This window comes from Streptomyces sp. TLI_146 (assembly GCF_002846415.1).
In the GTDB taxonomy this organism is placed as follows: Bacteria; Actinomycetota; Actinomycetes; order Streptomycetales; family Streptomycetaceae; genus Streptomyces.
Genome location: NZ_PJMX01000001.1, coordinates 3,248,520 through 3,270,834 on the forward strand (window position 1 = coordinate 3,248,520; position 22,315 = coordinate 3,270,834).

Annotated in this window: 22 protein-coding genes and 1 other RNA gene; 13 read left to right on the forward strand and 10 right to left on the reverse strand. The window is 73.4% G+C overall.

Annotated features, from left to right (window positions below; translation table 11 throughout):
- Window positions 1-3: 3 nt before the first annotated feature.
- From BX283_RS14765 to BX283_RS14790, 6 genes are all read left to right on the forward strand, one after another.
- Window positions 4-1,059 (forward strand): iron ABC transporter permease, encoded by a 1,056-nt coding sequence (locus BX283_RS14765; RefSeq protein ID WP_257584298.1) that lies wholly within the window; start codon window positions 4-6, stop codon window positions 1,057-1,059.
- Window positions 1,056-2,012: a heme ABC transporter ATP-binding protein gene (locus BX283_RS14770; protein WP_101388088.1), complete on the forward strand. Its 957-nt coding sequence runs from the start codon at window positions 1,056-1,058 to the stop codon at window positions 2,010-2,012. Before BX283_RS14765 ends, BX283_RS14770 begins: the two co-directional genes overlap by 4 nt.
- 167 nt (window positions 2,013-2,179) lie before the next feature.
- Entirely contained in the window at window positions 2,180-3,322 is a 1,143-nt protein-coding gene (efeO, locus tag BX283_RS14775; protein WP_101388089.1) for an iron uptake system protein EfeO, read from the forward strand.
- Window positions 3,323-3,356: 34 nt separating this feature from the next.
- Window positions 3,357-4,646: an iron uptake transporter deferrochelatase/peroxidase subunit gene (gene efeB, locus BX283_RS14780; protein ID WP_101388090.1), complete on the forward strand. Its 1,290-nt coding sequence runs from the start codon at window positions 3,357-3,359 to the stop codon at window positions 4,644-4,646.
- 25 nt (window positions 4,647-4,671) lie between these two features.
- Entirely contained in the window at window positions 4,672-5,667 is a 996-nt protein-coding gene (efeU, locus tag BX283_RS14785; protein ID WP_101388091.1) for an iron uptake transporter permease EfeU, read from the forward strand.
- On the forward strand, window positions 5,555-6,529 hold the full coding sequence (locus BX283_RS14790) for a hypothetical protein (RefSeq protein ID WP_101388092.1): 975 nt from the start codon (window positions 5,555-5,557) through the stop codon (window positions 6,527-6,529). The genes efeU and BX283_RS14790 overlap by 113 nt, the downstream gene beginning before the upstream one ends.
- Before the next feature lie 329 nt (window positions 6,530-6,858).
- Here the strand turns inward: BX283_RS14790 and BX283_RS14795 are convergent, their stop codons facing one another.
- Both BX283_RS14795 and BX283_RS14800 read right to left on the reverse strand, forming a co-directional pair.
- Complete coding sequence (locus BX283_RS14795; RefSeq protein ID WP_101388093.1) at window positions 6,859-7,593, reverse strand: bifunctional DNA primase/polymerase; 735 nt, start codon at window positions 7,591-7,593, stop codon at window positions 6,859-6,861.
- Between the two features lie 94 nt (window positions 7,594-7,687).
- Window positions 7,688-8,293: a TetR/AcrR family transcriptional regulator gene (locus BX283_RS14800; RefSeq protein ID WP_101388094.1), complete on the reverse strand. Its 606-nt coding sequence runs from the start codon at window positions 8,291-8,293 to the stop codon at window positions 7,688-7,690.
- Window positions 8,294-8,482: 189 nt separating this feature from the next.
- Between BX283_RS14800 and ddaH the strand changes: the two genes are divergently transcribed.
- Complete coding sequence (gene ddaH, locus BX283_RS14805) at window positions 8,483-9,325, forward strand: dimethylargininase (protein ID WP_373979170.1); 843 nt, start codon at window positions 8,483-8,485, stop codon at window positions 9,323-9,325.
- Window positions 9,326-9,510: 185 nt separating this feature from the next.
- Here ddaH and BX283_RS14810 read toward each other — a convergent pair whose 3' ends face one another.
- Together BX283_RS14810 and BX283_RS14815 are read right to left on the reverse strand one after the other, a co-directional pair.
- The gene (locus tag BX283_RS14810; RefSeq protein WP_101388096.1) at window positions 9,511-10,500 is read right to left on the reverse strand and encodes a small ribosomal subunit Rsm22 family protein; all 990 of its coding nucleotides are present in this window, start codon (window positions 10,498-10,500) and stop codon (window positions 9,511-9,513) included.
- 32 nt (window positions 10,501-10,532) lie between these two features.
- Window positions 10,533-11,798 carry a multidrug effflux MFS transporter gene (locus BX283_RS14815; RefSeq protein ID WP_101388097.1) on the reverse strand — a complete coding sequence of 422 codons (1,266 nt, stop codon included), beginning with the start codon at window positions 11,796-11,798 and terminating at the stop codon, window positions 10,533-10,535.
- 133 nt (window positions 11,799-11,931) lie between these two features.
- Between BX283_RS14815 and BX283_RS14820 the strand changes: the two genes are divergently transcribed.
- Window positions 11,932-12,696 (forward strand): SDR family oxidoreductase, encoded by a 765-nt coding sequence (locus BX283_RS14820; protein WP_101388098.1) that lies wholly within the window; start codon window positions 11,932-11,934, stop codon window positions 12,694-12,696.
- 79 nt (window positions 12,697-12,775) lie between these two features.
- Window positions 12,776-13,633 (forward strand): PhzF family phenazine biosynthesis protein, encoded by an 858-nt coding sequence (locus tag BX283_RS14825; protein WP_101388099.1) that lies wholly within the window; start codon window positions 12,776-12,778, stop codon window positions 13,631-13,633.
- Between the two features lie 6 nt (window positions 13,634-13,639).
- Here BX283_RS14825 and BX283_RS14830 read toward each other — a convergent pair whose 3' ends face one another.
- The 3 genes from BX283_RS14830 to BX283_RS14840 form a co-directional block, all read right to left on the reverse strand.
- On the reverse strand, window positions 13,640-13,963 hold the full coding sequence (locus BX283_RS14830) for a hypothetical protein (protein ID WP_101388100.1): 324 nt from the start codon (window positions 13,961-13,963) through the stop codon (window positions 13,640-13,642).
- A gap of 124 nt (window positions 13,964-14,087) precedes the next feature.
- An RNA gene (rnpB, locus tag BX283_RS14835) (RNase P RNA component class A) lies at window positions 14,088-14,487 on the reverse strand.
- Between the two features lie 54 nt (window positions 14,488-14,541).
- On the reverse strand, window positions 14,542-15,975 hold the full coding sequence (locus tag BX283_RS14840; protein WP_101388101.1) for an RNB domain-containing ribonuclease: 1,434 nt from the start codon (window positions 15,973-15,975) through the stop codon (window positions 14,542-14,544).
- Between the two features lie 291 nt (window positions 15,976-16,266).
- On the opposite strand from BX283_RS14840, the gene yaaA reads away from it, so the two are divergent.
- Together yaaA and eda are read left to right on the forward strand one after the other, a co-directional pair.
- On the forward strand, window positions 16,267-17,067 hold the full coding sequence (gene yaaA / locus BX283_RS14845) for a peroxide stress protein YaaA (RefSeq protein WP_101388102.1): 801 nt from the start codon (window positions 16,267-16,269) through the stop codon (window positions 17,065-17,067).
- 70 nt (window positions 17,068-17,137) lie between these two features.
- Entirely contained in the window at window positions 17,138-17,752 is a 615-nt protein-coding gene (gene eda, locus BX283_RS14850) for a bifunctional 4-hydroxy-2-oxoglutarate aldolase/2-dehydro-3-deoxy-phosphogluconate aldolase (protein WP_101388103.1), read from the forward strand.
- A 66-nt stretch (window positions 17,753-17,818) separates the two neighbouring features.
- Here eda and BX283_RS14855 read toward each other — a convergent pair whose 3' ends face one another.
- From BX283_RS14855 to BX283_RS14865, 3 genes are read right to left on the reverse strand one after another with little or no spacing between them, the layout of a single operon-like run.
- Window positions 17,819-19,078 carry a bifunctional RNase H/acid phosphatase gene (locus BX283_RS14855; protein ID WP_101388104.1) on the reverse strand — a complete coding sequence of 420 codons (1,260 nt, stop codon included), beginning with the start codon at window positions 19,076-19,078 and terminating at the stop codon, window positions 17,819-17,821.
- On the reverse strand, window positions 19,078-19,821 hold the full coding sequence (locus BX283_RS14860) for a zinc ribbon domain-containing protein (protein ID WP_257584301.1): 744 nt from the start codon (window positions 19,819-19,821) through the stop codon (window positions 19,078-19,080). The genes BX283_RS14855 and BX283_RS14860 overlap by 1 nt, the downstream gene beginning before the upstream one ends.
- On the reverse strand, window positions 19,818-20,654 hold the full coding sequence (locus BX283_RS14865; protein WP_101388105.1) for a Nif3-like dinuclear metal center hexameric protein: 837 nt from the start codon (window positions 20,652-20,654) through the stop codon (window positions 19,818-19,820). Before BX283_RS14865 ends, BX283_RS14860 begins: the two co-directional genes overlap by 4 nt.
- 249 nt (window positions 20,655-20,903) lie before the next feature.
- Here BX283_RS14865 and BX283_RS14870 point away from each other — a divergent pair, with 249 nt between their 5' ends.
- Together BX283_RS14870 and BX283_RS40620 are read left to right on the forward strand one after the other, a co-directional pair.
- The gene (locus BX283_RS14870) at window positions 20,904-22,010 is read left to right on the forward strand and encodes a hypothetical protein (protein ID WP_101392342.1); all 1,107 of its coding nucleotides are present in this window, start codon (window positions 20,904-20,906) and stop codon (window positions 22,008-22,010) included.
- Window positions 22,011-22,078: 68 nt separating this feature from the next.
- Window positions 22,079-22,237 carry a hypothetical protein gene (locus tag BX283_RS40620; protein WP_180357158.1) on the forward strand — a complete coding sequence of 53 codons (159 nt, stop codon included), beginning with the start codon at window positions 22,079-22,081 and terminating at the stop codon, window positions 22,235-22,237.
- The last annotated feature ends 78 nt before the right edge of the window (window positions 22,238-22,315 follow it).

Consider the following 22,315-nt stretch of genomic DNA (forward strand, 5'->3'; position numbering starts at 1 on the left):
GAGGTGCGCGAGCCCGTCGCCAAGGCCCGCCGGTCCACCGCTACTTGGACCCTCACTCTCGCCCTGGCCGTCGCCCTGCTCGTGCTCGCCCTGCTCTCCGCCGGGCTCGGGGCGTACCACATCCCCCTCTCCGACGTGCTCGTCTCGGTCCGCCACCGGGTAGGACTCGGCGGGCATCCGCTCGACCGGGTCGGCGAGAGTGTGCTCTGGAACGTACGACTGCCCCGGGTCGTCCTCGCCCTGCTCGTCGGGGCCTCGCTCGGGTGCGCGGGGGCACTCGCCCAAGGCGTCTTCGGCAATCCGCTCGCCGAACCCGGCGTCATCGGGATCTCGTCGGGCGCGGCGGTCGGCGCGGCCGGCTCGATCGCGCTCGGGCTTGACTTCCTGGGCAACTGGACCGTGACGCTCTGCGCGTTCGCCGCCGGGCTCGTCACCGTCCTGCTCGTCTACCTCCTGTCCCGCTCGGGCGGCCGTACGGAAGTGGTCACCCTGATCCTCACGGGCATCGCCGTGAACGCCTTCGCGGGCGCGCTCATCGGCCTGTTCGTCTTCTTCGCGGACAGCGCGCAGCTCTCCCAGATCACGTTCTGGCAGCTCGGTTCGCTCGCCCAGGCCACCTGGCCCAAGGTGCTGGCCGTGCTGCCCTGCGCGGCGGCCGGCCTGGCCATCGCTCCCTTCTACGCCCGCAGGCTGGACCTGCTCGCGCTCGGCGAGCGCCCGGCCAGGCATCTGGGTGTGGACGTGGAGCGGCTGCGGATCGTACTGGTCCTGGTGATCGCGCTGCTGACGGCGGCGGCCGTCGCGGTGGCGGGGGTGATCACCTTCGTCGGGCTGCTCGTGCCGCATCTGCTGCGGATGGCGGCCGGGCCGGGGCACCGGTTCCTGGTGCCCGCGAGCGCGCTCGGCGGGGCGGTCGTACTGGTCGCGGGCGACCTCGCGGCCCGGACCGCCGCCGCGCCCGCCGAACTCCCCCTCGGCGTGCTCACCGCGCTCATCGGCAGCCCGTTCTTCTTCTGGCTGCTGCGCAGGACCCGTCGTGGACAAGGTGGTTGGGCATGAGGTTCGTACGGTTCACGGCGGCGCGCCGCAGGAGCGTGCCCGGTCCCGCAGCCCCCGGCGAGATTCTGGCCGAGGCGTGCGGGCTGCGGGTGCGGCTCGGCGGGCGGACCGTGCTCGACGGGGTGTCCGTGCGGGCCCGCGCCGGGGAGGTGCTCGCGCTGGTGGGGCCGAACGGCGCGGGCAAGTCGACTCTGCTGGGGGCGCTCGCCGGGGACGTCGCCGGCTGCGGGGGCAAGGTGCTGATCGCCGGGCGGCCGCTCGCCGACTGGTCCCCGGGCGACCTGGCGCTGCGCCGCGCGGTGCTCCCCCAGTCCGCCGCGCTCTCCTTCCCCTTCCCCGTCGAGGAGGTGGTCCGGATGGGCCGGGCGCCCTGGGCCGGGGTCGGCGGGACGGACGCAGAGGACACAGACGACGTGGTGGTCGCGGCGGCCATGGCGGCCACCGAGGTGGCCCCCTTCGCCGACCGCCCCTACGCCGCACTCTCCGGCGGCGAGCGCGCCCGGGTGGCGCTGGCCCGGGTGCTGGCCCAGCGCGCCCCGGTGCTGCTGCTCGACGAGCCGACCGCCGCGCTCGACCTGCGCCACCAGGAGCTGGTGCTCAGGCTGTGCCGGGAGCGGGCCGGGGCGGGGGACGCCGTGGTGGTGGTCCTGCACGACCTGGGGCTCGCGGCGGCGTACGCGGACCGGGTCGCCGTGCTGCACGCCGGGGCGGTGGCGGCCGAGGGGGCGCCCGCCGAGGTGTTCCGCGAGGAGCTGCTGAGCCGGGTCTACCGGCAGCCGGTGGAGGTCTTCCCGCACCCGGAGACCGGGGTTCCGCTGGTGGTGCCCAAACGGGAGCCCGTACGGAGTCACGGGGGCGCAAAGAAGCGTGCGGGGGCGCAAGAAATCAGCCAAGCGCAGGCGTGTGAGCCCGGGGCGAAACTGCTGGATCATGGTCCACGCAGCGCTGCTTGACCGTTCCTTGACCTGACCATGGCTTTCCTGTGATTGGCCTGTTATCGACGGCCGGGAGGCGGCAGGAGGTGAGAGCTGAATCACTGACCCGATGGGTATCGGTCAGGTAAGCCTCGGTTAAGTTAGGTCCGCCTCACCCCCCTGACCGAAACCAGTGTGGAGCCCGCATGCGAGCCGTCCGTCTCTCCGTAGTCACCGCCGCCACGACCGTCGCGGCGCTGGCCGCCGTCACGGGCTGCTCGTCGAAGAGCGACTCCAAGAGCGCCGACGGTGCCATCCAGGTCACCGCCTCCGACGACGCCTGCAAGCTGTCGAAGACGGAGTTCGCGGCCGGCCACGTGCAGTTCGCCATCGAGAACAAGGGCTCCAAGATCACCGAGGTCTATCTGCTCTTCCCGGACGACCGGATCGTCGCCGAGCGCGAGAACATCGGCCCGGGCACCAAGCAGAACCTCACCGCCGAGGTGAAGGCCGGCTCCTACGAGGTCGCCTGCAAGCCCGGCATGAAGGGCAACGGCATCCGCCAGAAGGTCACCGTCACCGGCGGCGCCCAGACCCCCAAGCGCGACCCGAAGCTGGACGCGGCCGTCGCCGCCTACCGCACCTATGTGCAGCAGCAGGCCGACGAGACCCTGCCCAAGCTGAAGACCTTCACCGACGCGATCGCCGCCGGTGACGTCGAGGGCGCGAAGAAGGCGTACGCGCCCTCGCGCATCGGCTGGGAGCGCACCGAGCCGGTCGCGGAGTCCTTCGGCGACATCGACCCGAAGACGGACGTGCGCGAGGACGGCCTGGAGAAGGGCCAGACCTGGACCGGCTGGCACCGCCTGGAGAAGGCGCTGTGGAAGGACGGGAAGATCGGCGACGAGGAGAAGAAGCTGGGCGTCCAGCTCTCCACGGACATCGCCGACTGGCAGAAGCGCGTCGGCACCGCCGAGATCACCCCGACCTCCATGGCCAACGGCGCCAAGGAGCTTCTGGACGAGGTCGCCACCGGCAAGGTCACCGGCGAGGAAGAGCGCTACAGCCACACCGACCTGGTCGACTTCAAGGCCAACGTCGAGGGTGCCCAGAAGGCGTACGAGCTGCTCAAGCCGGTCGCCTCGAAGAACGACCCGGCGCTGACCGCCGAGCTCGACAAGCAGTTCACGGCGATCGAGGCCCAGCTCGACAAGTACCGCACCGACAAGAACTCCTACGAGTTCACCTCGTACGACAAGGTCGGCGAGGGCGACCGCAAGCAGCTGTCCGACGGCGTGAACGCGCTCAGCGAGCCGCTCTCCAAGCTCGCCGCCGCCGTCGCCAAGTAACACCGCACGCAGACAGAACAGGAGGGAATCCGCCATGAGCGACACGACCGACGCCGGCGCCGGCACCACCGACGCCGCCGGGGGCGCCACGTCCTCGGCCCCGTCCCGCCGTTCCCTGCTCGGCTGGGGCGGTGCGGGCCTGGCGCTCGGCGCCGCCGCGGCCGGCGGTGCCGTCGCCGCGGTGCGCGGTGACGGCGACGACGCGGTGCCCGCCGCCGAGACCGGCGCGGCCGTGCCGTTCTACGGCGCCCACCAGGCCGGTATCGCGACCGCGGTCCAGGACCGGCTGCACTTCGCCGCGTTCGACGTGACCACCAAGGACCGCGGCGAGCTGATCAAGCTCCTCAAGGACTGGACGGCCGCGGCCGCGCGGATGACCGCGGGCCAGACGGTCGGCGAGGGCGCCTATGGCGGCCTCGCGGAGGCGCCGCCGGACGACACGGGCGAGGCGCTCGGCCTCAAGCCGTCCCGGCTCACCCTGACGATCGGCTTCGGCCCCTCGCTGTTCGCCAAGGGCCGCTTCGGCCTGGAGGGCAAGCGGCCGGAGGCGCTGGTCGACATCCCGAAGTTCCCCGGCGACAACCTCGATCCCGCCCGCAGCGACGGCGATCTGTGCGTCCAGGCGTGCGCGGACGACCCGCAGGTGGCGGTGCACGCGATCCGCAACCTGGCCCGGATCGGCATGGGCAAGACCGCCATCCGCTGGTCGCAGCTGGGCTTCGGCAAGACGTCCTCGACGACGCCGGACGCCCAGACCCCGCGCAACATGATGGGCTTCAAGGACGGCACCCGGAACGTCTCGGGCACCGACACCGCCGCCCTGGCCAAGCACGTCTGGGTCGGCGACAAGGACGGCTCGCCCTGGATGACCGGCGGCTCCTATCTGGTGGCCCGCCGCATCCGGATGCACATCGAGACCTGGGACCGCACCGGCCTCCAGGAGCAGGAGGACGTCTTCGGGCGCGACAAGGGCGAGGGCGCCCCGGTCGGCAAGGCCAAGGAGCGCGACGAGCCGTTCCTGAAGGCGATGAAGCCGGACGCGCACGTGCGCCTGGCGCACCCGGACTCCAACGACGGGGCGACGATCCTGCGCCGCGGCTACTCCTTCACGGACGGCACGGACGGCCTCGGCCGTCTCGACGCGGGGCTCTTCTTCCTCGCCTACCAGCGCGACGTCCGCAAGGGCTTCCTGCCGGTACAGCGCAGCCTGGCGCGCAACGACGCGCTCAACGAGTACATCCAGCACGTGAGTTCGGCGATTTTCGCCGTCCCGCCGGGCGTCCGCGACAAGGACGACTGGTGGGGCCGGGCACTGTTCAGCTGATCGGCCGAGGGCTGAGGGGAAACTAATGTTCGGCAATTACCTGATCGGCCTGCGCGAGGGTCTTGAAGCCAGTCTGGTCGTCTGCATCCTCGTCGCGTACCTGGTCAAGACGGGTCACCGCGAGGCGCTGCGGCCGATCTGGATCGGCATCTCCGTCGCCGTCCTGGTGGCGCTGGGCTTCGGCGCGGGCCTGGAGTTCGGCTCGCAGGAGATGACGTTCAAGGCGCAGGAGGCGCTCGGCGGCTCGCTGTCGGTCGTCGCGGTCTGCCTGGTGACCTGGATGGTCTTCTGGATGCGGCGCACCGCGCGGTTCCTGAAGTCCGAGCTCCAGGGCAAGCTGGACGCGGCGCTGCGGCTCGGCACCGGCGCCCTGGTCGCGACCGCCTTCCTGGCGGTGGGCCGGGAGGGCCTGGAGACCTCGCTGTTCGTCTGGACGTCGGTGCACGCGGCCGGGTCCGACAGCGGCAACACCGACCCGCTGATCGGCGCGCTCCTCGGGCTCGCCACCGCGGTGTTCCTGGGCTGGCTCTTCTACCGGGGCGCGCTGAAGATCAACCTGGCGAAGTTCTTCACCTGGACCGGCGCGATGCTGGTCGTGGTGGCGGCGGGCGTCCTCGCGTACGGCGTGCACGACCTGCAGGAAGCCGACTTCGTCCCGGGCATCAAGAACCTGGCGTTCGACATCAGCTCCACGATCCCGCCGGACAGCTGGTACGGCACGGTCCTCAAGGGCGTCCTCAACTTCCAGCCCGACCCGACGGTCCTTCAGGTCACGGTGTGGGCGCTGTACCTCATCCCCACGCTCGCACTGTTCTTCGCCCCGGTAGGGTTCGCGAAGTCCGTGAGGAGCTCCGCTCCCACGGTGGCGGCCAAGAAGGACGAGGGGCAGAAGGCAGTCCATGAGCAGGGTGAGTCGGCTGACGGCGGCGCTCGCGGCGGTGACCGTACTGACGGTGACGGCGAGCGGCTGCGTGACGGTGCACGGCGAGCGGGAAGTAGTACCGTCGGCGACCAGGGCTGAGGCCGCACAGGCGCTCAGGGACTTCACGGACGCGTACAACAAGGCCGACAAGGCCTTCGACCCGGCCCTCGACGCGGGCCGGGTCACCGGTCCGCTCGGGGCGGTCAACCAGGCGGGCCTGAAGGCCCGGCACGTCACCAACCCGGGTGGCAACCCGCAGCATGTGCCGCTGGAGCTGACGGACGCGAAGTTCGCGATACCCCGGAAGGCGGGCTGGCCGCGCTGGTTCGTGGCCGACACCGACTCCAACCGCGACAAGGACTCCGGCCCGGACGACACGCGCTGGCTGCTGGTGTTCGTACGCGGCGGGGCCGGCGACGTCTGGAAGGTCGCCCACCTCTCGGTCCTTGCCCCCAAGGACGTCCCGGTCTTCACGGCCGACAAGGACGGCTTCGCCGAGCCGGTACGGCCGGACGAGGCGGGGCTGGCGGTGGCGCCGAAGGATCTGAGCGAGCAGTACGTGGCGTATCTGCGCACCGGCCGCCCCGAGACGTTCGCACCCGGCCCGCACACCACGCTCTGGCGCGAGGAGCGCAAGAAGAACGCGGTACTGCCCGGGCTGTCCACCCAGTACGTGGACCAGCCGCTGAACGGCGGCGACTTCGCACCGCTCGGGCTGCGGACGCGGGAGGGGGGCGCGCTCGTCTTCTTCGGCACGCGCCACTTCGAGCGGCAGACTGCGGCGAAGGGGGTGCGTCTGAACATCAACGCGGATGTCCGTGCGCTGATGACGGGCGAGGCCCGGTCCACCGTGACGAAGGAGCGGGTGTCGGACGACGCGGCGGTGGTGCCGGCGGTGGGGCGGGGGCCGGTGGTCGTGATCAACCGGCTTCAGGGCTTGGTGTCGGCCAAGGGCGAATAGGGTTTCGCGTTCGCCTGCGGCCCGGTGGCGGGTTGCGCGCGCAGTTCCCCGCGCCCCTGTTTTGGCCCGGCCTTTGTCTGCGGGTTGGTGGCGGGCTGGTCGCGCAGTTCCCCGCGCCCCTAAAAGCGCCCCTCCGGGCCGCCCAGGGGATTGCCGCGCAGCGGCATCTAAGGGGCGCGGGGAACTGCGCGAGCAACCGGCCACGGTCCGCAGCCGAAAGAGGGTTTAGGGGCGCGGGGAACTGCGCGATCAGTTGGGGACGGCCCGCAGACGAACACCGGCCAAAAAGGGGCCCACCGGCCCGCAGACGAAAGCGCGCCCGCAAGGGGCTACCGGCCCAGCGGCCAAGCCACCGCGTGCGCGTCGCCCGCCCCGTGCCGGGCACACGCGTCCGTGAGGGCCTCAAGGAGGGTCAAGGGGTCGGGCAAACCGTGCTCCGGCCCCCGTACCCACGCCACCTCATGATCGCCGGGCAGCCGGGCCGGCGGCACCAGGACGTAGCTGCCCCGGCAGTGCCACCGCAGCCCCGGATGCTCGTCCATCGTCTCGGGATGGCAGTCCAGCTCGCACGGCCACCACTCGTCCTCGTCCTCCGGCGTCCCCCGCGTCGCCGTGAAGAACAGCATCCGGGCCTGGTCGCCGACGCCGCCGGACTCGGCCACCGGGCCGACGTCGACGCCCTCGGCGAGCAGCCGCTCCAGGGCCTCGCGGCCCGCTTCGAGGGGGACGTCCAGGACGTCGTGGACCATGCCCGTCGCCGTGATGAAGTTCGCCTCGGGCTGGCCCTGCGCCCAGCGCTCGATCTGGGCGCGGTCGGTGGTCGACTGCGTCTGCCAGGCGAACGAGACCGGATGGCGCGCCGGGGTCGGACAGCCCACGCGCTCACAGGAACAGCGGTATCCGGCGGGGTACGCGGCCGGGGCGATGGGAAGCTTCGCGGCGGCGACGGCGAGCAGCAGGGCGAGGCGGCCCTCGTCCGCGCCGGGGGCGTCCTTGGGACGCCTGCGCAGCCAGCGGGACAGCTTGCTCTGCGAGCTGCCGGAACGCCCGTACTCCGCGCCCATCTATCCCCTCACCTCACCGTTGCCCCGCGAGAACCTTCCCCCATGCTCCCACCATCCTGCGCCTCCCGAGGCCGTACCCCCCAACCGGGGGCGCTCAGCGAGGGGCGAGTCCGCGCAGGGCGTATTCGACGACGGTGTCCGCGTACGCGTGGGTGAGCGGCAGGGTGCGCAGCAGCCAGCGGTGCGAGAGGGGGCCGACCAGCAGTTCCAGGGCGGTGCGCGGGTCGACGTCGGCCCGCACCTCGCCCGCGTCCTGGGCGGACCGCAGCCGGTCCACGTACAGCTTCAGCTGCGGCTCCAGGAGGTTCTGTACGAAAGCGGCGGCGAGCTCCGGGTCGATGATGCCCTCCGCGGCGAGCGCCCGGTACGGGGCCTCGGTCGCGGTGTCGTTGAGCTCGTCGACGGTGGCGCGCAGCACCAGCTTGAGGTCGGCCTCCAGGTCACCGGTGTCGGGCAGGGCCACCTCGCCCTGGATCGCCTGGTGGCTGAGGTCGACGAACGCCTCAAGCAGGACCGCCGCCTTGGAGGGCCACCAGCGGTAGATCGTCTGCTTGCCGACCCCGGCGCGGGCGGCGATGCCCTCGATGGTGGTCTTCGGGTACCCGGCCTCGCCGACGAGGGAGAGCGCCGCGTCGTAGATCGCGCGCCGCGAGCGCTCGCTGCGGCGGGTGGAGTCGGGCGCCTGCCCCTTGTTCGCCATGCCGGGATCCTAGCGCCACCGAGGCGAAACGTATCGTCTCTGTCAAGGGCGCGCGCAGGGCAACAGTGTGTTAAGCGGCGAAAAACACCCGGACGGATCACTGCGCGAACGCCGGTCAGGACGCACCATGGGCTGACCACCACCGCTGCTGCGGCGCGTGCAGCCGAAGTCGTCCGTGAGGAGCCCTCATTGCTCAGTGAGACCCGTGACCTCAGTGCACCCCGAGTCGCCAGACCCCGGCGCTATCTGATGTGCCCACCGGCACACTTCAAGGTCACGTACTCCATCAACCCCTGGATGGACCCCGCCAAGCCCGTCGACCTGCCGCTCGCCCTCGCCCAGTGGGAGGACCTGCGCGACCGCTACCGGGCGCTCGGCCACACCGTCGAGCTGCTCGAACCCCGCCCCGACCTGCCCGACATGGTCTTCGCCGCCAACGGGGCGACCGTGATCGACGGCCGGGTCCTCGGCGCCCGCTTCGCCCACCCGGAACGGGAGGCGGAGGCCGCGGCCCATCTGGACTGGTTCCGCGCCCACGGCTTCACCGAGATCCACGAGCCGGCCCACATCAACGAGGGCGAGGGCGACTTCGCCGTCACCGCGTCCTATGTGCTGGCCGGGCGGGGCTTCCGGTCCAGCCCGCTCTCGCACGACGAGGCCCAGGAGTTCTTCGGCCGCCCGGTGATCGGGCTCGACCTCGTCGACCCGCGCTACTACCACCTGGACACGGCCCTGTGCGTGCTCGACGACTCGGCCGACGAGATCATGTACTACCCGGACGCCTTCTCGCCCGGCAGCCGGGCCGTGCTCGCGCGGCTGTTCCCGGACGCGGTGATCGCCTCTGCGGAGGATGCGGGGGCGTTGGGGCTGAACGCGGTGAGCGACGGCCTCCACGTGCTGCTGCCGCAGGGGGCGGTGGGGCTGTTCTCGCCCCTGCGGGAGCGGGGGTTCGTCCCTGTGGGGATGGACCTCGGTGAGCTGCTCAAGGGCGGGGGCAGCGTGAAGTGCTGCACGCAGGAGCTGCGCGACTAGGCGCGGTGAGTCGTCTGCGGACCGTGGGTGGCCGGTCGCGCAGTTCCCCGCGCCCCTGAAGATGCCGCTGCGCGGCAATCCCTGGGCGCCCCGGAGGGGCGCTTCTAGGGGCGCGGGGCTGTGAATGTGCGGCTCCGCCGCGTGGGCGCGACCAGCCACCCACCGGCCCGCACCCGCAAAACGACCTACTCGGCCGGAGGCCAAACGTCGCCCCACGACGCGTCCCGGGCCGCCCGGTACAGCGCCCCGTGCCGCTTCGTCACCGTCTCGCGGCGCAGCACCTCCTCCGCCGTGCACAGGTCGAGCAGCACCTGGCCCTTGCGGATCTGGGGCCGCCGCACGATCCGGTTCACGGCGGCCCCGGCCGCCCCCCGCACCGCCCCGACATAGCTGAACTTCTCGTCCTCGTACGCCAGTGAGCCGCCCTTGACCTGCCGGTGCAGGGACGAGCGGCTGACCCGGGCGGAGAAGTGGCACCAGTCCGTACCCGGCTCGATGGGGCAGGCGGCGCTGTGCGGGCACGGCGCGGCGACGGTGAACCCGGCCGCGATCAGCCGGTCCCGGGCCTCGATGATCCGGGCGTAGCCGTCCGGGGTGCCGGGCTCCACGATGACCACGGCGCCGGTCGCGGCGCGGGCGGCGGCGTCCACGAGCGCGCCGCGGTCGTCGGGGGTGAGCTCGTTCAGTACGTACGAGACGGTGACGAGGTCGGTCTCCGGCAGGCTCAGGGCCGAGCCGATCCGGGCCCGCTCCCAGCGGATCGCGCCGAGGCCCTCGATGCCGGAGGCGTCGGCGAGTTCGCGGCCGATCGCGAGCGCGGGCTCGGCCCAGTCCAGGACCGTGGTCGCGGTGTCCCACGCCTCCGCGACCGCCCAGCTCGCCGCGCCGGTGCCGCCGCCGACGTCGGTGTGGGTGGCCGGGGCCCAGTCCGGGACGGCGTCCTGGAGGGCGGCGAGGGCGGCGCGTACCGCCTCGAAGGTCGCGGGCATCCGGTACGCGGCGTACGCGGCCACGTCGGAGCGGTCGCGCAGCACCGGGGCGTGGGTCTGGGTGTCTCCCCGGTAGTTGGCGATCAGCCGGTCGACGGCCTGCGCGGCCTGCGACGGCGGCAGCCCGTCGAGCAGCCCGGCGAGGGCGGAACGCAGGACCTGCGGGACGGGGACGTTCTCGTTCACCCGGGGATTCTACGGGGGGAGCCGGGGACGGCTCAGACCTCGGCGGACGGCCGCTGCCACGGCCTGCACAGCACCAGGAAGCACAGCAGCGCGGCCACGCCCGACACCAGCTGGACCACCGCCATGGGGACCGCCGTCCCCTCCCCCGCGATCCCCACCAGGGGTGAGGCCACCGCCCCGATCAGGAACGACGACGTGCCGAGCAGCGCGGACGCGGAGCCCGCCGCGTGCGGGGTGCGCATCAGGGCCTGGGCCGTGGTGTTGGGCGTGGCCATGCCCATCGCGGACATCAGCACGAACAGCCCGGCCGCGACCGGCGCGAGGCCGGGGTCGCCGAACACCCCGGACGTCATCACCAGCAACGCCGCCGCCGCGAGCACGATGACGGTCAGGGCGCAGGCGAGCACCTTGTCGAGGCTGACCCGGCCGACCAGCAGCTTCCCGTTGATCTGCCCGGCGGCGACCAGGCCGACCGAGTTGAGCCCGAAGAGGAGCGAGAAGGTCTGCGGCGAGGCCCCATAGATCTCCTGGATCACGAAGGGGGAGGCGGAGATGTACGAGAAGAGCGCGGCGAAGGCGAGCCCGCCGGCCAGGACGTACCCGGTAAAGACCCGGTCCTTGAGCAGCGAGCCCATGGTGCGCAGGGCCTCGCCGACCCCGCCCTCGTGCCGCCGCTCCGGCGGCAGCGTCTCGCCCAGGCACCGCCATACGAAGAGGGTGAGCAGCAGCCCCACGGCGGTGAGCACCACGAACACCCCGCGCCAGTCGGTCAGCCGCAGCACCTGCCCGCCGATCAGCGGGGCGACGACCGGGGCGGCGCCGGAGATCAGCATCAGGGTGGAGAAGAACCGGGCCATCTCGACGCCGTCGTAGAGGTCGCGCACCACCGCCCGGGCGATCACTATGCCCGCCGCGCCCGCCAGGCCCTGGAGCAGCCGGAAGGCGATGAGCAGTCCGGCGTCGGGCGCGAAGGCGCAGACGGCGGTGGCGACCACGTACACGACCATGCCGACGAGCAGCGGCCTGCGGCGGCCCCACTTGTCGCTCATCGGCCCGACGACGAGCTGGCCGAGCGCCATGCCCGCCAGGCACGCGGTGAGGGTGAGCTGCACGGTGGCGGCGGGCGCGTGGAGCGCGCCGGTGACCTCGGGCAGCGCGGGCAGGTACATGTCCATGGAGAGCGGCGGGAGCGCGGTGAGCCCGCCGAGGACCAGCGTGACCAGCAGACCGGCGCGGCGGGCGGCAGCGGGGGCCGCGGCCGGTATCGGGGCCGGTGCGGTCCGGCTGGTCTCCGCCATGGGTGTCTCCACTTCCGGCCACAGGGACCGTTGTAGTTTCAAGCATCCATGCTCTCAGGCCGGTGGGGGTGCTCGGGACCACATCCCGGACAGCGCGGCGCGGGGCGCGGACCGCTCCCGTACGCTCCGGACCATGAACGCATCCGCAGCGCGCAAGACCGCCGTCGTCACCGGCGCCGGCTCCGGAATCGGCCGCTCCGTGGCGCTCACGCTGGCCGCGGCGGGCTGGTCGGTGGCCGTGGCGGGCCGCCGCCCGGAGCCCCTTCAGGAGACGGCGGCCCTGGCGGGCCCCGACGCCGACGTCCTGCCCCTCCGTACGGACGTGACGTCACCGGACGAGGTGGCGGCCCTGTTCGAGGCGGTACGGGAGCGGTACGGGCGGCTGGACCTGCTGTTCAACAACGCGGGTACGTTCGGGCCCGGCGGGGTCGCGGTGGAGGACCTGGCGTACGAGGCGTGGCGCCATGTCGTCGACACCAACCTCAACGGGGCGTTCCTGTGCGCGCAGGCGGCGTTCCGGCAGATGAAGGAGCAGGACCCGCAGGGCGGCCGGATCATCAACAACGGCTCGATCTCGGCGCATGTGCCGCGGCCGAAGTCGGTGGCGTACACGGCGACCAAGCACGCGATGACGGGCCTGACCAAGGCGCTCTCCCTGGACGGCCGCCCCTACCGGATCGCCGTCGGCCAGATCGACATCGGCAACGCGGCCACGGACATGACGGCCCGGATGGTTACGGGTGTGCCGCAGGCGAACGGGTCGCTGGCGGTGGAGCCGGTCATGGACGCGGCGGACGTGGCCCGTACGGTCCTGCACATGGCGGAACTCCCCCTGGAGGCGAACATCCAGTTCGCGACGGTGATGGCGACGGCCATGCCGTACATCGGGCGGGGCTGACGGGACACCGTCCCGGAGCCCCGGCGACACCCCGCCCCGACCCGGGAATGATCACCCCGCACCCGGAGTTGATCGCAGCATGACAGACGTGCTGCGCTACACCGCCTTCTCCTCCGACCCCGCCGGTGGCAACCCGGCCGGGGTCGTCCTGGACGCCGCCGGGCTCGACGACGCCGCGATGCTGGCGATCGCCGCCGACCTCGGGTACAGCGAGTCCGCGTTCCTGACCGAGGCCCCCGAGGGCCTCGGCGAGGCGGGGCGCGCGTTCACCATCCGCTACTTCAGCCCGCTGGCCGAGGTGTCGTTCTGCGGGCATGCCACCGTCGCGACGGCCGTGGCGCTGGGCGAGCGGATCGGCCCGGGCGACCTGGTCTTCGCGACCCGCGCCGGCACCGTCCCGGTGACCGTCACCGAGGAGGACGGCACCCTGCGGGCCACGCTCACCAGCGTCGAGCCGCACAGCGAGGACATCGCCCCCGACGACCTCGCCGAGGCGCTGGCCGCGCTCGACTGGCCCGCCGCCGACCTGGACCCGGCCGTGCCGCCGCGCATCGCGTACGCGGGCGCCCGCCACCTGGTCCTCGGCGCCGCCACCCGCGAGCGGCTCGCGGACCTCGACTACGACTTCGACCGGCTCGCCGCGCTGATGCGGCGGCTCGACCTGACGACGGTTCAGCTGGTGTGGCGCGAGTCGGACACGGTCTTCCACGTCCGCGACCCGTTCCCGGTCGGCGGGGTCGTCGAGGACCCGGCGACGGGCGCGGCCGCGGTGGCCTTCGGCGCGTACGTACGCGAACTCGGCCTGGTGCCCGAGGAGTCCGTCCTCACGCTCCACCAGGGCGAGGACCTGGGCCGCCCCGGCGTCCTGACGGTGACGCTGCGGGCGGGCGACGCGCGCGTACGGGTGGGCGGCGCGGGGGCCCGTATACCGGAGTGACCCGGACTACGCCTGCCCGGTCTCGAAGCGGCTGACCTTCCCGTCCTGGACCTCGAAGCGCCAGGCGGTCCGCATCGCGCCCCAGGTGTCGTTGCGGTAGTCCGCGATCAGCGAGAGCCCGCCGTCGCTCTCCTTGTCGATGTCCATGTGGCCGTTGGAGGAGAAGACCTCCCGCTCGGTCCAGTCGGCCACGTCCCGGTCCGACCCGTCGTCGGACATGGTCGCGCCGGGCGTGAGAACCGCCTGGAAGGCGGCGCGGTCGTTCGCGTTGAGCGCGGTGACGAAGGCCCGGACGGCCGGGTCGCTGAGCTGGTCGACGGGGACGGGCATGGGGGCACCTCCGGTGCGGCTACGGGACCGGGCGCGTCCACCCCGGACGGGCCCGCCTCCCAGCTCACCCCATCCCCACCGCTCCCGCCACCGCTCACGGCGGTGCGGGGGAAGTGTGAAACGGCAGACGAGTCGGGCTGTACGCCGGGTTCTGTCGCCCGGTCGCCTCGCGGCGGCCGGGGAGACGGCCATCCATCTAGGACCGGTGTTGCCACCGGCCTCGTGCGGTCTACCCGCGGACTCGGGCGGGCAGCCCTCGAACGTCCGCGCAGGAGCACCGGGGTGCTCCCTCTTGACCTTGCTCCGGGTGGGGTTTACCTAGCCGCCTGAGTCACCCCAGGCGCTGGTGGTCTCTTACACCACCGTTTCACCCTTACCCGGCACCTGAGTGCCGGGCGGTCTGTTCTCTGTGGCACTGTCCCGCGGGTCACCCCGGGTGGGCGTTACCCACCACCCTGCCCTGTGGAGCCCGGACGTTCCTCGGGAGGATCCGAGGATCCCCACGCGGCCGTCCGCCCGGCTCGTCTGCCGTGCCGACCATGCTACCTGCCGGGCGGGTGGGCGCGCTGCCGCCGCCGTCAGGCCGGGGCGAACTCCACCTTCGCGGTGCCCGGGTCGGCCTGGGTGAGCCGGACCCGGAGGCGTTCGCCCAGCGGCAGGGGGGTGCTGCCCTTGACCGGGGCCACCACGGCCGGGTCGGTCAAGTGGACGGTTCCGGCGGCCGGTTCGTCGTCCTCGACGTCCACGACGGTCGCGTCGAAGACATCGCCGACGCGGTCCTTGAGGAGGGCCGCCTCCACCAGGTCGACGCACTCACGCTCGACCGTGTTGGCCCTGCGGGTTCCCTCGGCCATCTCCTTGGGCAGCGCGTCGAGCGCGGCCGACACCCACTCGGGGACGTCGGCGGCGCCGACCGCCGCGAGGCAGAGCTCACCGGCGTACCGGTCCACGAGGCGGCGCAGGGGCGCCGTGCAGTGCGTGTACTCGTCGGCGACGGCGGCGTGCACCGTGTGGTCGGGGACGTTCCCGCCGGTGAACACGGTGTACCCGGCGCCGCGCAGCAGCGTCGTGCACTCCTGGAGGAACGCGGCGTGGTGCGGGTCGCGCGGGTCGAGGGAGCGGATGACCTCGGCGTACGGGACGTGGTGCGGCCAGTCGATGCCCAGCGCCTGCGCGGAGCGGCGCAGCCGGGCGACGGCGCCGTCCGGGGCGCTGGGCAGAGTGCGCAGGACACCGGTGCCGTACGCCAGCATCAGGTCGGCGGCGGCCATGCCGGTGAGCAGGGAGATCTGGGCGTTCCAGCCGTCGGCGGGGAGGGGGGCTCGGTACTCCAGGCCGTACCGGCCGTCGCGCTCGACGATCTCCTGCTCGGGGACGTTGAGCGAGATGCCGCCGCGGGCGACCTCCCGCTGTTCGCGCAGCCGCCCGATGTCCCGGAGCAGGGCGAGGGCCGGCTCGGCGGTGCCGTCGTCGATCTGCCGCTGCGCCCCTTCGTAGTCGAGCCTGGCCCGGCTGCGGACGAGGGCGCGCTCGACGTGGGTGGCGGTGGTGGCCCCGTCGGCGTCCAGGTCGATGGTCCACACGACGGCGGGGCGGACCCGGCCGGGGAGCAGGCTGGCGGCGTCCTCGCTGAGTACGGGCGGGTGGAGCGGGACGCGCTCGTCGGGGAAGTAGAGGGTGTTCACGCGGCGGTGCGCCTCGGTGTCGACGGGGCCGCCGGGGGTGACGAAGGCGGCGACGTCGGCGATGGCGTAGTGCACGCGGTAGCCGGGCCCCCTCTTGGCCAGGTGCATGGCCTGGTCCAGGTCCATGGAGGCGGGCGGGTCGATGGTGAAGAAGGGGAGGTCCGTGGCGTCGCGGGCCGGGAGGCGGGGGTTGCCCGCGGCTCTGTCCGCCTCGGCGAGGACGTCCGGGGGGAAGTCCTCGGGGACGTCGAGGGTGGTGCGGAGGTCGCGCAGGGCGGCCCTCAGCGGGTCGGCTGCGCCGGTCATACGGAGGTGACGGCGAGGCATGCCCCGAGCGTAGGCCGCGCCCGGCGTCTCGGCCCGTTTTCGTTTCCCCACCCCACCCCTTCCCGAAAGCCCTGGGCGGGCGGCCGGGTGCTTCGTCCGCGGGCCGTGGGTGGCTGGTCGCGCAGTTCCCCGCGCCCCTAGGTGGTTAGGGGCGCGGGGAACTGCGCGAGCAACCCACCACGGTCCGCAGCCGAAGCACCCACCCCCGGAGGGTTTAGGGAAGGGGCGGGGTGGGGGCTTAATCTGGGGGCGGGGCCGCACCCCCTCCCCCGCTCATCCCAAGGAGACCCCGTGCTCGTCCTGCTGCCCCCCTCCGAAGGAAAGGCCGACGGGGGCCACGGAACCCCCCTCAAGGAGGAGGCCCTGGCGCTGCCAGGCCTGCGCCCCGCCCGCACCGCCGTCCTCGACGAACTCATCGAGCTGTGCCTCGGCGACGAGGACAAGGCCCGCGACGTACTCGGCCTCACCGAAGGCCTCAGCGGCGAGATCGCCAAGAACGCCGAGCTCCGCACCGCCGGCACCCGCCCCGCCGGCGAGATCTACACCGGCGTCCTCTACGACGCCCTCGGCCTCGCCACCCTCGACCCCGCAGCCAAGCGCCGCGCCACCGCGTCGCTGCTCGTCTTCTCCGGCCTGTGGGGCGCCGTCCGCATCACCGACCGCATCCCGTCGTACCGCTGCTCGATGGGCGTGAAGCTGCCGGGACTCGGCGCGCTCGGGGCGTACTGGCGCGGCGTCATGGACCCGGTCATGACCGAGGCCGCCGGGACCGGCCTCGTCCTCGACCTGCGCTCCTCCGCGTACGCCGCCGCCTGGAAGCCCAAGGGCGAGGTGGCCGGGCGGACCGCGACCGTACGTGTACTGCACTCCCGGTTCGTCGACGGCGTCGAGAAGCGCTCGGTCGTCAGCCACTTCAACAAGGCCACGAAGGGGCGGCTCGTACGCGACCTGCTGCTGTCCGGGGCCGCCCCCGCCGACCCGGCGCGGCTCGTGGAGGCCCTGCGCGACCTCGGGTACGTGGTGGAGTGCACCGCCCCCGCCAAGCCCGGCAAGGCGTGGGCCCTGGACGTGGTGGTGGAGCAGATCCACTAGCCCGTGGGGGTCCGTTGCGCCCTCCGCAACGGTCATTGCAAGGGTCGCATCCGCCCGGCAGGATGCCCCCATGACCTCCGTCCTGGACCTCGCCCCCGTCGTCCCCGTGGTCGTACTCGACGACGCCGCCGACGCCGTACCGCTCGCGCGGGCCCTCGTGGCGGGCGGGCTGCCGGCGATCGAGGTCACCCTGCGCACACCCGCCGCGCTCGACGCGATCCGGGCGATCGCGGAGGAGGTGCCGCAGGCCGTGGTCGGGGCCGGGACCGTGGTGTCGGCCGCCGGGGTGGCCGACGCCGTGGCGGCCGGGGCCCGCTTCCTGGTCAGCCCGGGCTGGACCGGCGGCCTCCTTGACGCGATGACCGCGTCCGGGCTCCCGTTCCTGCCCGGGGTCGCGACCGCGTCCGAGGTGGTGGCGCTCCTGGAACGCGGGATCGGCGAGATGAAGTTCTTCCCGGCCGAGGCGGCGGGCGGCACGGCCTATCTGAAGTCGCTGGCCGGGCCGCTCCCCGGCGCCCGCTTCTGCCCCACCGGCGGCATCTCGCTCGCCTCGGCCCCGGCCTATCTGACCCTGCCGAACGTGGGCTGCGTCGGCGGTACGTGGATGCTGCCCCCGGACGCGCTGGCCGCGCGGGACTGGGGGCGGGTGGAGGCGCTGGCCCGGGAGGCGGCGGGGCTGCGCTGAGCGCGTGCCCGGACTTTGTCCGCGGGCCGGTGGCGGGCTGGTCGCAGACAAAGACCGGGCACATCCTCAGCCGCGCAAATGCCCCGTATCGTTCAGCAGCCGCACCGACGCGTTCCCGTCCCCGTAATACGCCACCGCCGACAGCGACGCCGCCGACAGCTCCATCCGGAACAGGGACTCCGGCGGGGCGCCAAGGGCGAGCCGGACCAGCGTCTTGACCGGGGTCACATGCGTGACCAGCAGGACCGTGCGGCCCTCGTACGCCGTGAGCAGCCGGTCCCGGGTCGCCGAGACGCGCCGCGACACCGTCGCGAAGCTCTCGCCGCCGCCGGTCGGGGCGGCCTTGGGCGAGGCGAGCCACGCGTCGAGGTCGGCGCCGTACCGCTCGCGCACCTCCGCGAAGGTCAGGCCCTCCCACGCCCCGAAGTCCGTCTCGCGCAGGCCGTCCTCGACCCGTACGTCCAGACCGAGGCGCGCCGCGACCGCCGCCGCCGTCTCGCGGCAGCGCCGCAGCGGGGAGGAGACGACCGCCTGGATCGTGCCCCGGGCCGCGAGCGCCGCCGCGACCTGGTCGGCCTGGCGGCGGCCCGCCGCCGACAGCTCCGGGTCGGTGCCGCCGCTGCCGGAGAACCGCTTCTCCGGGGTGAGCGCGGTCTCGCCGTGCCGGAGCAGGACGAAGGTGGTGGGCGTGCCCAGGTCGGGCGCGCTCCACCCGGCGGCCGGGGCCCCGGCCGCCCGCGCCGGAGCCGGAACGGTGGCCGTGGCCGGAGCCGGAGCGGACGTCGTCGCCAGCGCCGCCCGGGCCCGCGCCGCACCCGCCGCCGCGTCCCCGACGACCCGCGCCGCGCCCGCGTCGGCGGAGCCCGCCGAGGCCGTGTCCAGCGCCGCCGTGGACGCCGACGGCTCCCACTGCTTGCCGCGCTTGCCCGCGTCCATCGCCTCGTTGGCGAGCCGGTCCGCGTGCTTGTTCTTCTCGCGCGGGATCCACTCGTACGTGACCTGCGCGGACGGCAGGATCCGCCCGGCCTCGGCCGCGAGCGGCTTCATGTCGGGGTGCTTGATCTTCCAGCGGCCCGACATCTGCTCGACGACCAGCTTGGAGTCCATCCGGACCCGCACCTTCGCCGCCGGGTCGAGCGCCTTCGCCGCCTTCAGCCCGGCGATCAGGCCCTTGTACTCGGCGACGTTGTTGGTCGCGACCCCGATGTACTCCGCCGCCTCGGCCAGCGTCTCGCCCGTCACCGGGTCCAGGACCACCGCGCCGTAACCGGCCGGGCCCGGGTTGCCCCGGGAGCCGCCGTCGGCCTCGACAACGAACTGCCGCACTACAGGCCCGACTCCGCCGTACGGACCAGGATGCGGTGGCAGTTCTCGCACCGCAGCACGGTGTCCGGGGACGCCGCCTTCACCTCGTTGACCTCGGTGATGTTGAGCTCCAGGCGGCAGCCCTCGCACTTGCGCTGGTAGAGGCGGGCCGCGCCGACGCCGCCCTGCTGCATGCGCAGCTTGTCGTAGAGCTTCAGCAGGTCGGCCGGGATCACACCCGCCACGACCTCGCGCTCCTTGGCCACCTCGGCGGCCTCGGCGTCGATCTGCTGGGTGGCGGCGTCGCGGCGGGCGATCGCGTCGTCGGTCTTGGTCTGGACGGAGGAGACGCGCTCGGTCAGCTCGGCCGCGCGCTCCTGGGCGGACTCACGGCGCTCCATGACCTCCAGGACCACGTCCTCCAGGTCGCCCTGGCGCTTGGCGAGCGAGACGATCTCGCGCTGGAGGGACTCCAGGTCCTTGGGGGACGAGACGGCGCCCGAGTCCAGCCGCTGCTGGTCGCGGGCGGCGCGCTGGCGGACCTGGTCGACGTCCTGCTCGGCCTTGGTCTGCTCGCGGGCGGTGTCGCTCTCCTCGGTCTGCGCGGCGACCAGCAGGTCGCGGAGCTGGGCGAGGTCCTTGTTCAGCGAGTCGATCTCGGCGTGCTCGGGCAGCGACTTCCGCTTGTGGGCGAGCTGCGACAGGCGTACGTCGAGGGCCTGTACGTCGAGGAGGCGGATCTGGTCGGCGGGCGCGGCGTTCAGTTGGGGGCTCCAGAAGAGTGGTGGGATGACCAGGGGTCGGTGACCGTCTTCGAGACGTGGACCCGCAGGTCCCAGCCGTGACGGTCGGAAATCTCGTCGAGCTGTGCGGCGGCCTGCTCGCACCAGGGCCACTCGGTGGCCCAGTGGGCGGCGTCGATCAGACCGAGCGGTGCGTACTGGGTCGCCTCCGACACCGGGTGGTGGCGCAGGTCGGCGGTGAGGAAGGCATCGGCTCCCGACGCCCGTACGGCGTCGAAGAGGCTGTCGCCCGAGCCGCCGCTGACCGCGACGGTCTTCACCAGCGCCTCGGTGTCGCCCGCGACCCGGATCCCCTGCGCGGTGGCGGGCAGCCGGGCGGCGGCGCGGGCGGCGAACTCGCCCAGCGTCATCGGGTGGTCCAGCTCGCAGATCCGGCCCAGGCCCCGGCGCCCCGAGGGGTCCGTGGCGTCGGGCACGAGCGGCCGGACGACCCGGATGTCCAGGGCGCCCGCGAGGGCGTCGGAGACGCCGGGGTCGGCGGTGTCGGCGTTGGTGTGGGCTACGTGCAGCGCGATGTCGTGCTTGATCAGGGTGTGCACGACGCGGCCCTTGAAGTGGCCGGCCGCGACCGTCGTCGTCCCGCGCAGATAGAGCGGGTGGTGGGTGACGATCAGATCGGCGCCGAGCCTGACGGCCTCGTCCACGATCTCCTGTACGGGGTCGACGGCGAACAGCACGCGCCGGACCTCCGCGTCGGGCTCGCCGCAGACGGTGCCGACCGCGTCCCATCCCTCGGCCCGCTCGGGCGGCCAGAGGGCGTCGAGCGCGGCGATGACTTCAGACAGACGGGGCACAGACACAGGTTACCCGCGCTCCGGGCCCCGCCCACCATGGCTTCGGGCCCCGGCCCGCCGTCGCACCGGCCCCGCCCGCTCCCCGGGCCGCCCGCGCCCGCCCCGCCCTGCCCGCACCGCACTGCACATCCGTCGCCCCGCTCACAGGCGAATCGCCCGATGGCCACCCTTTGGTGTGAAGCGGGTGGTCTCGTGTTGTTCGGCAGGAAGTGCGAAAACTAGCTTCATGGGCCGGAGGTGAGCCATCTCATGACGGCCTTGGCCATCGAGACCGCTGCCGGGAACGGCGCGGTCCGGCAGACGGAGTTCACGATCACCGCGGACGGCTCCTACGCGGCCCGCCTGGTAAGGGGCGAGGACGGGGGCGACCGCTGGTTCCCCGAGCGGTGGACGCTCGACGGCCCCGAGCCGTACGCGGTGCCGCTGCCCGGCAACCAGCCGGAGGAGCCGGACGCCTCGGTGCTGCCGATGGCGGACGGGCGGGTGCTGATCCACCGCCGGGTCGCGGACCGGGACGCCTTCGCCCTGCTCTACCCGACCGGCCCCGGCACCGGCGAGCTCGCCCTGGGCACGATCGCCCGCGATTCGGGACGGCGGCTCTCCCTGCTGCCGCCGTCCCCGAACGGCAGCTGTGCGTACGCGCTCGCGGCCGGGCCCAAGGACAGCACGCTCTGGCTGGTGGCGGGCGGCGCCTTCGGCCCGGAGCCGGTCGCCACCCTCCAGGGCCGCTGCTCGGGCGGCGTCTGGCTGGACCGGACGGGCAGGCTGCTCGCCCTGGACCGCGAGCTGGAGGGGCGGACCAAGGCAGTCGCGGTGGACCTGGAGCGCGGCGGCGAGGTGACCCCGCTGCTCCAGATCACCGAGGAGAGCCAGGACCGGCTGCTGCTCGCGGACCCGGACACCGGGCTGCTGCTGCTGCGCTCCGACGCACCCGGCCACGACCGGCTCGGCTGGGGCGTGCTCGGCTCCACCCTGCCGGTCCGCTTCCCCGAGTGCCTGCGGCTGGCGGACGCGGCGGTCACGCCGTTCGCCGTGCAGCCCGGGCAGCAGCTGATGCCGGAGAGCTGCGCGGTGGCGCTGCGGATCGACGCGGCGGCGGGCACCTGGCTCGGCGTGTGGCGCCCGGCGGGCCGCCGGCTGCACCAGCTGGCCGCGCCCGAGGGGTGGCTGGCGGGCTCGGGCCTGTGGACCCGGGACGGGGTGCTGCGACTGCCGTGCGCGACGCCCGCGGCGCCCTGCGCGGTGGCGGCGGTCCCGGCCCCGGCGGAGGTGGCGCGCCCCGCTCCCGTACCGCCGAAGCCGCAGGCCCCCCGGCCCGTACCGCTCGCGCAGGCGCCCTTGACCGGCCGTCAGTAGAGCGTGGCCGTCTGGTTAAGATCCACGGCGAACGCAACGGACGAAACACAACGGGGTGACTGCACCACATGTCCGAGACACTGACCGCCGTGTCCGCCGAAGCCACGACGGACCCCGACGGCCACGGCCGGCACCGGGGCGGCGCCGCGGCGACCGAGGAGCCGACGACCGAGGCCCACGGCCGCCACCGGCGGAACGACGGCGACGGCGGCCACCACAGCGGCTGACGTCGGCGAAGAGGCGTGAAGGGCCCGGGATCCACAGATCCCGGGCCCTTTCCCGTGCCCCCGCGGCTCAGCCGCGCT